Below are 12,610 nucleotides of genomic sequence, written 5' to 3' on the forward strand. Positions count from 1 at the left end.
CACCTGTGCGGCCCGCAACCTCTCAGTGGACGAGTGCTTGCGGGAAAGCCAAGGGCCGGGCGTGCCCGGCCCCTGCGTGGCAGCATATTTTACAGTACGCCCAACCCGGTCAGCAGCGTCTTGGCGCCAATCAAAATCAGCACGATACCACCGATTCTCTCAGCTGGAGCACGGTACTTGTCGCCGAACAGGGCACCGACCTTCACGCCGATAGCAGACAGCAGGCAGGTGGTGATGCCGATGAGCGCAGCGGACGAAATGATAGCGACCTGCATAGCGGCAAAGCTGACGCCGACGGCAAAAGCATCGATGCTGGTGGCAATAGCCAGCGGCAGCATGGCCTTGGCTGAGTAGTCGTCGTCCAGCTGCTCATCGCCGCCGAAGCTCTCCTTGACCATGTTTGCGCCGATGAGTGCCAGCAGCACAAAAGCGACCCAGGGGCCGAACTTCGTCAGCAGCGTGGCAAAGCGGTCGCCCAGGAAATAGCCCAGCGTGGGCATCAAGAACTGGAACCCACCGAACCAGACGCCGCAGGTCAGGGCGTGGGCCAGGCTCACCTTGCGAACGGACAGGCCCTTGCAGATAGATACGGCGAATGCGTCCATCGAGAGGCTGACAGCAATCAGAATCAGGTCAAATAAAGTCATGATTTTACTCCTCCGTTTTGGCAGGGGCAGACAATAAAAAAAGACTTATCCGCCCTAAAACCGGGCAGATAAGTCTCGTCGTTTAAAGTTAAGCCAGAGCCAAGGCTCATTGTGTTGGCAGAACTGCGCCGCGGCTGCTCCACCGCTGCGCTGACTACTCCCTTATTGCTTTTGGTAGTGTATCATACGCAGGAATGTTTGTCAATACGTTAGAAATGGCTAATTCTTGCGATGAGGCTTCCCCCTCGGGGGAAGCTGTCCGCGAAGCGGACTGATGAGGCGCAACCTTGCCGTTATAGCCCATTTGTGTTTGACTGCGGTAAAACTGCCCCTCATCCGGCCCTTCGGGGCCACCTTCCCCCTCGGGAGAAGGCAAGGGACTTTAACTGTCTTGCATATTCCCCTATTTTAGAGTACAATATACACAAATCTGCAAATTTGCATCCCGGGGGAGTAACCATGCAATATAAAGTTCTGGCGCTGGACCTTGACGGCACGCTGACCAATTCCGATAAAATCATCACGCCGCGCACCAAAGCGGCCTTGCAGGCGGCGGCCCAAAAGGGCGTCTGCATTGTGCTGGCCAGCGGGCGGCCCACCGTCGGCATTGAGCCGCTGGCCAAAGAGCTGGAACTGGAAAAATACGGTGGCTGCATTTTAAGCTATAACGGCGGCAAGATCATCGACTGCCAGACCGGCCAGACACTGGTGCAGCATGCCTTCCCGGCGGACCTCATCGAGCCGGTCTGTACCTTCAGCCGCTATTGGAACGTTGTGCCGTTGACCTACGACAAAAACGGCATCGTGACGGAGGACGCCGACGCGGCCTATGTAAAAGAGGAAGCCCGCATCAACAAAATTCCGGTGCGCCAGGTCGAAAACCTGCCCGCCGAAGTGACCTACCCGGTCAACAAGCTGCTGCTTACCGGTGACCCGGCGGATATGCCCCATGTTGAGGAACTGATGCAGCAGGAGTTCGCGGGAAAGCTGTCCATCTGCCGCAGCGCACCGTTCTTCATTGAGACGATGCCCCTGGGCGTGGGCAAGGATACCTCGCTGGAAATCCTGCTGAGGGCCAAGGGCCTGACGCCCGCCAACCTGATGGCCTGCGGCGACGGCTGGAACGACCTGCCGATGATACGTCTGGCTGGTATGGGCGTCGCCATGGGCAACGCGCAGCCGCCGGTCAAGGCTGCCGCCGACTACCAGACCGCCGACAACGACCATGACGGCGTGGGCCTGGCAGTGGAAAAGTTTATTTTAGAGGAGGCGTGAGCCGTGAATCTGATTGTTTTTGATTTGGAGTGGAACATCGGCTACCAGCCGAAAACCTTCCTGTATCACGGCACAGAATTGACGCTGCGCGGTGAAATCATCCAGATCGGCGCGGTGCGCATCAACGCCCGGGGCGATGTGCTGGATACGTTTGAAGTCAACCTGCGCCCGCGCATCTTCCGCAAATTGCAGCACCATATCGCCAAGGTCACCGGCCTGTCCCAGGGGGATTTGGACGCGGGCTTGCCGATGAAAGAGGGGCTGCAGAAGTTCCTGGACTGGGCCGGGCCGGACGCCGAGCTGGCCGAATGGGGACTGGACGACGTCCCGGTGCTGAAACAAAACCTGTTTTTGGTGGGCCTGGACGAGAATTGGCCCGATAAGTGGTACGATCTGCAGCGTATTTTCTTGCAGGCCTACCCCCGCAAGGAGGGCGAGGGCCTGACGCTGGAAAGTGTTGTGGACCGTTTGGGCATCCCGAAGGAGGAGCCATTCCACAATGCGCTGGACGATGCGCTTTACACGGCCAAGATCTGCCGCAAACTGCCGCTGGCCGAGGGCCTTGCCACCTACCCGACTGAGGAAGAACTGCTGACCGAAGCCCTGCTGGGCGCAGAAAAGACCGGCCGCGACGTAAAGCTCTTCATGAACCGGATGGAGCACGACGACTACCGTAATGAGCCGGAACTGAACCAGGCCGCCTGCCCCGAATGCGGTGCGCCGCTGCAAAATGACGAGGTCTGGCTCAAACGCGGCAACACCGGGTATTTCACCCGGGCGACCTGCCCATGCTGCGGGCACTATTACCTGCGGTTCAAGCTCAGCCGCCGCGATGGTCTGCATTGGAGCTTTGCCCGCTGCATCGACCCCGCTACACCCGAATCCGACGCCCGCTGGGACAAGCAGAAAGCCGCCCTGCTGGAACGAATGAAGAAAAAGGCGGAAAGATAAAAGGGCTGCCTGCGCCTTGGGAGAAAGCTTTTTTGCTGTACGCCCTTGACAAAACTGTGATTCTGGTCTATTCTTGATAAAAACGAAACACATTTTTTACAAAATTGCAAACATAGCAACATGAGAGGTAGAACATGGATACAGAACGCTGGCAGATTTTGTTGAGGGCCATTGACCGGGGCAGCCTGCGCGCGGCGGCGGATGAGATGGACGTTACTGTTTCAGGCATCAGCCGCAGCGTGGCAACGCTGGAAAAAGAACTTGGATTTTCGCTGCTGCACCGCGCAAAAAGCGGTGTGCAGCCCACCGAGGAATGCCGCCAGCTGTTGCCAACTGTGCGCGATCTGCTCTTTGCGCAGGAGCGTTTGGAGCAAACAGCCGCCAAGGTGCGCGGCGCAGACTGCGGCACCATCGTCATCGGCACGGCGTATAACTGCTATTATGAGTGGGTCACCCGGATGACGGCGGCGTTCCGCACCCGGCACCCCGGCGTGGCAGTGCGCATCGTCAACGGCACCAGCAGCGAGCTGGCCGAAATGGTCAAGGACCACCGCACGGATTTCTGCCTTATCAGCCGCCGCGACGGCCTGCCGGTCTGGCTGCCCATCCGCCAGGATGAGCTGCTGGTGCTGGTGCCCAAAAGCAACCCGCTGGCCGGTATGGACGCCGTCCCGGTGCAGCGCATGAAAACCGAGCCCTTCATCGAAAGCTACCCCGGCATGGAGACGGATATCACGCTGCTGTTCGATAAGCTCAAGACCAAGCCGCACACGAGCTATTCCACCATGGACATCACGGCGACCTACGCCATGGTATCGGCGGGGCTGGGCATCAGCGTCAACAACGCCATCAACCACCAGCACGGCTACCCCGGCGTGGTGGAGCGCCCGATGGACCCGCCCCAGCTGATGGAGATTGGCCTTGCCTGCGGTGAGAACCTCGCCCCTGCCGCCCAGGCGTTTTTAGAGTTTGTAAAAACACGGATGCCGGAATAAAAAGCCTTCCTCCTCGGGGGAAGGCCGGATGAGGGGCGCGTCTGCCGTGCCACCCCCTAAAGGGGTGATGCTGGCAAACCCGCCCCTCATCAGTCAGCGGTCAAGCCGCTGACAGCTTCTCCTGCAGGAGAAGCCAAACCGCCCGGAAAGAAGCTGTTGCACTTCTTCCCGGACGGTTTGTTTTATATCTTAATAAACTTAATACGTTATAATAATCCCTTGATCCTGCGCATAAAAACTGCACAGACCAGAGCAGGGCACGATGCGCACCGGGGCACCGGGCCACTTGGCGTCAATGCCGTGGTGCAGCAGCTGGGCGGCGGTCTGGTTGCCGCACTCGCTGATCAGCACAGGATGCACGCCGTCGTAGCCGTCCTCATCCATCTGCTCCAGAATCTTAGCCAGCACGCGGGTCTCGCCGCGCGTCTTGAAGTAGAAGTCAATTTTGCCGTCCGCTGTGCGCCGGCCCAGCACGCGCATGTTCAGGCGGCCTGCGATAAAGCCCACCACCTTGTTTACACGACCGTTCTTGGCCAGGTTGTCAAAGCTCGCCAGAGCAAACAGGATGTGGGTGTTCTCGGCAAACTTTTTCAGCGCAAAGCAGATATCATCAAATTCCTGATTCTCGCCGATCAGCTTGTTGGCCAGCTCGGCAGCACCGGCCAGCGCACCGGAACAGCTCAGGGTGTCCAGCACGAAAATCTTCTTTTCGGGGTGCTCTTCCAACACCATCGTGCGTGCGGCCATGGCGGCGTTGTAGCTGCCGGACAGATTGCTGCTGATGGTAAAGGCAAACACGTTGTCCGCCTGCAAAAAATACTCGGCCCATTCCTCGGGGCTGGGGCAGGCGGTGGTGCTGGCACCATTGTAGTCGGTCATAGCCTGCAGCATCTGATGGGTGTTCAGCGTGGGCAGGTCAACGTACTCGCGTTCGCCTACACGGATTTTAAACGGTACAAGGGCAAACTGCACGCCCGGCGCGGGGCGCTCCAACTCGCGGATCTCGCAGGAACTATCGGATACGATCATCCATGCCATAGGGCAGGACCTCCGTTCTGTGATAATTGGTCACGGTTATTCTTACCTACATTATAGAGGCACAGAGGAAAAGCGTCAAGTTTATTTTTGCGGCAGATCCCGCCCGGCTCTGTAAAATTTTGCGGGCCCACTTGTACCTGTGCGGATTGTGGCGTATAATAACCATATATGTTTTTGAGATAAAGATGGGAGCTTCTATGGCTGATTTCTATACCTACCGCAATGAGGTCGCCAGCAAACGGCGCAAGCGGAAAATGTTTCTGGTGCTCATCGTAATTTTGGCGCTGCTCTGCGCTGGGGCTGGGTTCTTCTGGTTCAAGAACAGCGGCACGCCTGCGCCCGCCGCCTCGGCAGAGCTGGCGGCCGCCACGCCGGAGACCGCTCCCACGGCCACCGAGGCACCGACCGCTACGCCCGCCGCCATCGCCGAGCCGCAGCGCATCGTGCAGGCTGTGGATACCGCCGTGTGGGACAAGTCCGACGCCGTTGAACAGACCATCGACACCGAATACCTGAACACCGACCATCGCATGGTGGCTGTGCCGATGCTGGGCACTGTGACGAAGGACTACTTCAACACCGTGACCTTCGCGGGGGACAGCATTGCCTCGGGCCTGGGCATTTACAGCACCGGCTACAACAACGCCCACTATGCGACCTACGTCAGCGCGGGCGTGCAGACCTTTGTCAACAACGTCAGCGTCAAGAACGCCGTCACCGGCACGACGGAAACACCGATGGAGACCATCGTCTCCAGCCAGCCGGACTACCTCTACATCCTTGTCGGCACCAACAACCTTGTTGTGCAGGGCAGTGAGGACAGCTTCCTTGCCTACTATGAGCGCCTGATCGATATGCTGCGAGAACAGCTTGACCCCGGCGTCAAGTTCTACATCCAGGCCATCCCCGGCGTGCAGGAGGATGTTGTGGCATCCAAGCCCGGCCTGGACAACACCCGCATTGCCACCGTCAATGACCTGCTGGCCAATATGGCGCTGCGCAAGGGCTGCTACTACATCAACATCCGCGAGGTGTTGACCAACCCCGCCGACGGCAGTCAGATCGATGATTATGCCACCAAGGACGGCGTGCACTTCAACGCCGCAGGCTACCACGCCTGGGCAGATTACCTGGCGACCCACACGGTCTGGAACCGCCGCAGCGTGTACAGCGGCGAGAACCCCTACTATATTTACGGAGCGTAAAAAACTTTTTTAAATTACACAAACCCCGTGCAAGGTGTAAAAAGTACCTTGCAGGGGGCTTTTTTTGTACAAAGGTCCGAAAAACAGCCCGTTTTATGTCGAACTTGTACAAAAGCGGCGGGTAACATACGAAAATTTTAGCAGAATATTACACAAAAGACCTTGAAATTCCTTTTCAAAACAGGTAATATAGATACAGAGATTATACAGAGTCGGTGTACTGTATCGCGTACAGCACCGCTCAAAAGGGGAGATTACGTTGAAACAGCGCAAAGAAACGCCAAATAGCTCCGATCTGCCCATTTATCTGTTTAAACAGGGCAACAATCAGGAAGCTTACCGCTACTTTGGCGCCCATCTGTGTGAGCAGAATGGGGAGGCCGGCGTGGTGTTCCGCGTTTGGGCACCGCACGCCAAGGCCGTTTCCATCGTGGGCGACTTCAACAGCTGGACACCCGGCGAACACCCGATGGAAAAAGTCACGGACGGCATCTGGGAACGGTTCGTACCCGGCATCAAACAGTTTGATGTCTACAAATACTGCATCACCAGCCCGGCAGATGAACTGGTCTACAAGGCCGACCCCTACGCATTCCACACCGAGACCCGCCCCTCCAACGGCAGCAAGGTCTATGATATCGAGGGCTACACCTGGGGCGACGCCGCCTGGGTCAAGGACGAGGACAAGCGGGATGTCATCAACAGCCCGATGTCCATTTATGAATTGCAGGCCGGCAGCTGGAAGATGAAGGATCCCGACAACGGCGTACCCTATAATTACGCCGAGCTGGCCGACGAACTGATCCCTTACATAAAGGATATGGGCTACACCCATGTGGAGCTGCTGCCCATCACTGAGTATCCCTTCGACGGCAGCTGGGGCTATCAGGTCACCGGTTACTTTGCCCCCACCAGCCGTTACGGCACGCCCAAGGACTTCATGACCTTCGTGGATAAGCTCCACCAGGCAGGCATCGGCGTCATTCTGGACTGGGTCCCGGCCCACTTCCCGAAGGATGGCTACGGCCTGTATATGTTCGACGGCGCGCCCTGCTATGAGGACCCCAATCCCCGCCGTGGTGAGCACAAAGAGTGGGGCACGATGGTCTTTAACTACGGCATGAAGGAAGTCGAGAGCTTCCTGATTTCCAGCGCCATGTTCTGGGTCGACCACTACCACATCGACGGTCTGCGTGTGGACGCCGTAGCCAGTATGCTCTATCTCGACTACAACCGCAAGGATGGCGAGTGGGAGCAGAACGTCAAGGGCGGCAAGGAAAACCTGGAGGCCATCGCCTTCCTGCAAAAGCTGAACACTGCCATTTTGGGCCGCTACCCCCACAAAATGATGATCGCCGAGGAATCCACCGCCTGGCCGCTGGTCACAAAGCCTGCGTCCGATGGCGGCCTGGGTTTCAACTTCAAGTGGAACATGGGCTGGATGAACGATATGCTCAGCTACATGAAGACTGACCCGCTCTTCCGTGCAGGCAACCACGGCAAGGTCACCTTCAGCTTCTTCTACGCGTTCAGCGAGAATTTTGTCCTGCCCATCAGCCACGACGAGGTCGTGCATGGAAAGTGCAGCCTGCTGAACAAGATGCCCGGCGACTACGAAGAAAAGTTTGCGAACCTGCGCACTTTCTTTGGCTATATGATGGCCCACCCCGGTAAGAAGCTGCTCTTTATGGGCCAGGACTTCGGCCAGTTTATCGAGTGGGACGAGAAAAAGCAGCTGGATTGGATGCTGCTGAGCTATGACAAGCACCGCGAGCTGCAAGGCTACGTGAAAGACTTGAACCACTTCTACCGTGATACGCCCGCACTGTGGCAGGTGGATTACAGCTGGGAGGGCTTCCAGTGGATCGTGCCCGATGACAGCAAGCAGAGTGTCATCGCCTTCCTGCGGCGCGACGCAGCAGGGAAGATGATCTTGGTCGTCTGCAACTTCAACCCCGTCCTGCGCAAGGATTACCAGATGGGGGTGCCGAACCCCGGCAGCTACAAAGAAATCCTCAACTCCGACGACAAGAAGTACGGCGGCACCGGTGTGACCAACGGCACGGTGAAAGCCAAGAAAGGCCCGATGCACGGCTTCGACCAGCACATTTCGCTGACGCTGCCGCCGCTGTCCACCATCTACTTGAGCGTGCCCGCTGCCCGCAAGCCGAAGGCTGAAAAGCCCACCACCGAAAAGGCCGCAGACAAGCCCGCTAAAACGGCGAAAAAGCCTGTTGCAAAAAAGGCTGCAAAACCCACCGCAAAGGCCGATGCCCCTGCCGCAGAGGCCAAGACCCAGGCAGCCCCCAAACGCCGGGGCCGCCCGCCCAAAGCCAAAACGACGGTGTGAACCGCCTTTGGATATACGTTAAAAACGGCATACTGCCGAAATTTTAAGGGGAGAAATGTTATGGCAAAAGAAATGATCGCAATGATCCTGGCAGGCGGCCAGGGCTCGCGTCTGTACGCGCTGACCCAAAAGCTCGCCAAGCCCGCAGTCCCGTTTGGCGGAAAGTATCGCATTATCGACTTCCCGCTGTCCAACTGTGTCAATTCTGATATTGACACGGTGGGCATCCTGACCCAGTATCAGCCCCTCGTATTGAACGAGTACATCGGCAACGGCCAGCCGTGGGATCTGGACCGCCTGCACGGCGGCGTCCATGTTCTGCCGCCGTATCAGCAGGCCTCCGGCTCTGACTGGTACAAGGGCACGGCCAACGCCATCTACCAGAACCTGTCCTTCATCGACCGCTATGACCCCAAGTATGTCATCATCCTGTCCGGCGACCAGATCTGCAAGCAGGACTATTCTGACTTCCTGCGCTTCCACAAGGAGAAGAACGCAGAGTTCTCCGTCGCTGTCATGGAAGTGCCATGGAGCGAGGCTTCCCGCTTCGGCCTGATGGTCACAGACGAGGACGACCGCATCAACGCTTTCCAGGAAAAGCCGAAGGAGCCGAAGTCCAACTTGGCTTCCATGGGCATCTACATCTTCAACTGGGATATCCTCAAGAAGTACCTGACCGAGGACGAGGCTGACCCCAACTCCGAGAACGATTTTGGCAAGAACGTCATCCCCAACCTGCTGAAGGACGGCCGCCGTATGTACGCCTACCACTTCAGCGGATACTGGAAGGACGTTGGCACTATTTCCAGCCTGTGGCAGGCCAACATGGAGGTCCTGGATCCCAAGCACTCCGGCATCAACCTGTTTGATGAAAACTGGAAGATCTACTCCCGCAACACCGGCCGTCCCTGCCAGCAGATCGGCAGCGACGCCACCATCGTCAACTCCATGGTTTCTGAAGGCTGCAAGGTCAATGGCACGGTCAACAATTCCATCCTGTTCCCCGGCGTTGTCGTCGAAAAGGGCGCAACGGTCGAAGCTGCAGTCGTCATGGGCGGTACTGTCATCAAGGCGGGCGCGTCCGTCAAGCACTGCATCGTGGCCGAGAACGTCACGATCGAGGAGGGCGCAACCGTCGGCGCCATGCCCGAGGGCGGTCTGAACATTGCCGAGCCCGGCAATGTCGCCACCGTCGGCTCCGGCGTTGTCATCGGCAAGGGTGCAACGGTCGGCCCCAAGGCAATGGTTTCCAGCGATGTAAAGGATGGTGAGGAACAATGGTAAACAGCAATGTGAATGCACTCGGCGTCATTTTCGCCAACACCTATGATAACCTCGTTCCCGAACTGGTGGCGGAGCGCTCCATGGCCTCCATCCCCTTCGGCGGACGTTACCGCCTGATCGACTTCACGCTGTCCAGCATGGCCAACGCCGGCATCGACAACGTGTCCGTCATCGTGCGCAAGAACTATCACTCCCTGATGGATCACCTCGGCGCAGGCCGTGAGTGGGACCTGACCCGCAAGCGCGGCGGTCTGAACATCGTGCCGCCCTTCGCAGAGCGCAGCGTCAAGCTGTACTCCGGCCGTGTGGACGCACTGGACAGCATCCTCAACTGGCTCGAGGCCCAGAAGGAGCGCTATGTCATCTTGTCTGACTCCTACATCGCCATGAACTTTGACTTCGGCAAGCTGATCGACGCCCACGTCGCGTCCGGCGCTGACGTCACCATGGTCTACAACCGCGCCCCCATCCCCGAGGGCGCCCGCAGCGACAACTACACCATCCGCATGGATGAGGACGGCCGCGTGACCGAGATTTTGTCCAACGACTACCGCATGGGTGAGCAGAACCTCGCCATGAACATCTACGTCATCGAGCGCGAGAGCCTGATCCACCTGATCCATGACGCCTCTGTGCGCGGTCTCGTCTACTTTGAGCGTGACATTCTGGCCCGCAACCTCAAGCTGCTCAACGTCAAGGCGTTCAAGTTCGGCGGCTACGTTGCCCGCATCTCCGATATGAAGAGCTACTTCGACGAGAATATGCGCCTGCTCAAGGAAGGCAGCATGGATGCCCTGTTCGGACCCGCCCCCATCTACACCAAAATTCGTGACGATAACCCCACCCGCTACCTGGAAGGCAGCTCGGTCAAGAACAGTCTGCTGGCCGATGGCTGCGTCATCGAGGGCACGGTCGAGAACAGCGTGCTGTTCCGTGGCTGCAAGATCAAGAAGGGCGCTGTCGTTAAGAACTGCGTCCTGATGCAGGACACTGTGGTTGAGCCGAACTGCAACGTCGAGTATGTTGTAACCGATAAGAATGTCCACATCACCGAGGACAAGAAGCTGGCCGGTACCGACACCTTCCCGGTGTTTGTCGCCAAGAACCACAGCGTATAAACGAAGCTCATAGAGGCTGTTCTCCTTCTCCCCGGAGTCGGCTTTGATGAGAGGGCGGGGGAGAGCCTGTTTTCCCTCGCCCTCATTTTTTGAAATTCGCACGGAGGTGCTTATGAAAATCCTGTATGCAGCCAGCGAGGCTGCTCCCTTTGCCAAGTCCGGCGGCCTGGCCGACGTTGCGGGCGCTCTGCCCAAGGCGTTGGTCCGCGATGGCATCGACGCCCGCGTCGTTATGCCGCTGTACGGCGATTTGAAATTCAAGGATACGCTGACCTATGTCACCAATTTCAGCGTGCCTGTGGGCTGGCGCAGCCAGTACTGCGGCCTGTTCAAGGCCGAGCGCGACGGCGTTGTCTACTACTTTATCGACAACGAGTATTACTTCAAACGCAGCGGCCTGTACGGCTTCTACGATGACGGCGAGCGCTTTGCCTTCTTCTCCCGCGCCATCCTCGAAATGCTGTTCTACACCGATTTCGAGCCAGATATCATCAACTGCAACGACTGGCAGACCGCGCTGACCCCGGTCTATCTGAACCTGTATTACCGCCATCTGGATAAGTTCAGCCGCATCAAGACAGTGTTCACCATCCACAACATTGCCTACCAGGGCAAGTACGGCCTGGATATCCTCGAGGATACCTGCGGCATCGGTGCCCGCGACGCCCATGTGGTGGAGTATGACGGCTGTGCCAACTTCATGAAGGGTGCAATCGAGTGTGCCGATAAGGTCACGACCGTCAGCCCCACCTATGCACAGGAAATTCTCGACCCCTGGTTCAGCCACGGTCTGGACGGCCTGCTGCGCCAGAAGCAGTATAAGCTGTGCGGCATTCTGAACGGCATCGACGTCGATGTGTTCAACCCCGCCACCGACCCCGACATTGCCAAGAACTACGACGCCGAGACCTTCCAGGACGGCAAGGCTGTCTGCAAGGAACACCTGCAGGACGAGTTTGGCCTGCATAAGGACGGCAGCCCGATCATGGCTATGGTCACCCGTCTGGTCGGCCATAAGGGTGTTGACCTGGTTCAGGCCATCGCTGAGGGGCTGCTGCAGCAGGGCATCGAGCTGGTCATCCTCGGTTCCGGCGAGAGCCAGTACGAGAACTTCTTCAACGAGCTGTGCGCCCGTAACCCGGGCCGTGTCGGCGTCTACATCGGCTTCAACGCCAAGCTGGCGCAGGAAATCTACGCCGGTGCGGATATCTTCCTGATGCCGTCCCGCTCTGAACCCTGCGGCCTGGCCCAAATGGTCTCCTGCCGTTACGGCACCATTCCTGTCATCCGCGAGACCGGCGGCCTGAAGGACTCTATCCGCGACTCCGGCGACGGCTACGGCAACGGCTTCACCTTTGCCAACTACAACGCCCACGAGTTGTACGAGGCCTGCTGGCGTGCCAAGGAGGGCTACTGGCAGAAGGATGGCTGGCCTGTGCTGGTCAAGCGCGCCATGGAGTGTGATTTCAGCTGGTCCAACTCCGCCAAGAGCTACGAGGGCCTGTATAACGAGGTCGTCAACCTCTGGTAATCGGTAAATAAAATGCGGCCCTGCGTCCAAAAGCGCAGGGCTGCATTTTTTGTGGGAAAAAGTGATATTTTTCTGCAAAAATGCTTGACATTTACGTGGCATTTGGCTATAATAATACACGTCGCCGGAACACGGTGGCCAACAGAATATGCGGATGTGGCGGAACTGGCAGACGCGCTAGATTCAGGTTCTAGTTCCCTTAAAAGAGTGTGGGTT

Annotated in this window: 10 protein-coding genes; 8 read left to right on the plus strand and 2 right to left on the minus strand. The window is 57.9% G+C overall.

Going from position 1 to position 12,610, the window contains the following annotated elements; translation table 11 throughout:
• Positions 1–89: 89 nt before the first annotated feature.
• Entirely contained in the window at positions 90–647 is a 558-nt protein-coding gene (locus GPK89_RS12055) for a manganese efflux pump MntP (RefSeq protein ID WP_215693458.1), read from the minus strand.
• Positions 648–1,106: 459 nt separating this feature from the next.
• Here GPK89_RS12055 and GPK89_RS12060 point away from each other — a divergent pair, with 459 nt between their 5' ends.
• The 3 genes from GPK89_RS12060 (at position 1,107) to GPK89_RS12070 (ending at position 3,868) form a co-directional block, all read left to right on the plus strand.
• On the plus strand, positions 1,107–1,922 hold the full coding sequence (locus tag GPK89_RS12060) for a Cof-type HAD-IIB family hydrolase (RefSeq protein WP_215693459.1): 816 nt from the start codon (positions 1,107–1,109) through the stop codon (positions 1,920–1,922).
• 3 nt (positions 1,923–1,925) lie between these two features.
• Complete coding sequence (locus GPK89_RS12065) at positions 1,926–2,873, plus strand: 3'-5' exonuclease (protein WP_215693460.1); 948 nt, start codon at positions 1,926–1,928, stop codon at positions 2,871–2,873.
• 134 nt (positions 2,874–3,007) lie between these two features.
• Positions 3,008–3,868, plus strand: coding sequence for a LysR family transcriptional regulator (locus GPK89_RS12070; RefSeq protein ID WP_215693461.1), 861 nt, complete (start codon positions 3,008–3,010; stop codon positions 3,866–3,868).
• 198 nt (positions 3,869–4,066) lie between these two features.
• Here the strand turns inward: GPK89_RS12070 and GPK89_RS12075 are convergent, their stop codons facing one another.
• The gene (locus tag GPK89_RS12075; RefSeq protein WP_215693465.1) at positions 4,067–4,906 is read right to left on the minus strand and encodes a DegV family protein; all 840 of its coding nucleotides are present in this window, start codon (positions 4,904–4,906) and stop codon (positions 4,067–4,069) included.
• Positions 4,907–5,103: 197 nt separating this feature from the next.
• Between GPK89_RS12075 and GPK89_RS12080 the strand changes: the two genes are divergently transcribed.
• From GPK89_RS12080 to glgA, 5 genes are all read left to right on the plus strand, one after another.
• Positions 5,104–6,111, plus strand: coding sequence for an SGNH/GDSL hydrolase family protein (locus GPK89_RS12080; protein ID WP_215693469.1), 1,008 nt, complete (start codon positions 5,104–5,106; stop codon positions 6,109–6,111).
• 259 nt (positions 6,112–6,370) lie between these two features.
• Positions 6,371–8,461: a 1,4-alpha-glucan branching protein GlgB gene (glgB, locus tag GPK89_RS12085; RefSeq protein WP_215693470.1), complete on the plus strand. Its 2,091-nt coding sequence runs from the start codon at positions 6,371–6,373 to the stop codon at positions 8,459–8,461.
• Positions 8,462–8,521: 60 nt separating this feature from the next.
• Positions 8,522–9,745, plus strand: coding sequence for a glucose-1-phosphate adenylyltransferase (locus GPK89_RS12090; protein WP_215693471.1), 1,224 nt, complete (start codon positions 8,522–8,524; stop codon positions 9,743–9,745).
• A complete protein-coding gene (gene glgD, locus GPK89_RS12095; RefSeq protein ID WP_215693472.1) occupies positions 9,739–10,863 on the plus strand; it encodes a glucose-1-phosphate adenylyltransferase subunit GlgD in 1,125 nt (374 codons plus the stop codon). Before GPK89_RS12090 ends, glgD begins: the two co-directional genes overlap by 7 nt.
• A 112-nt stretch (positions 10,864–10,975) precedes the next feature.
• The gene (gene glgA, locus GPK89_RS12100; protein ID WP_215693474.1) at positions 10,976–12,394 is read left to right on the plus strand and encodes a glycogen synthase GlgA; all 1,419 of its coding nucleotides are present in this window, start codon (positions 10,976–10,978) and stop codon (positions 12,392–12,394) included.
• Positions 12,395–12,610 lie beyond the last annotated feature (216 nt).

The sequence above is a fragment of the Gemmiger formicilis genome (assembly GCF_018784445.1).
Taxonomy (GTDB): Bacteria; Bacillota; Clostridia; order Oscillospirales; family Ruminococcaceae; genus Gemmiger.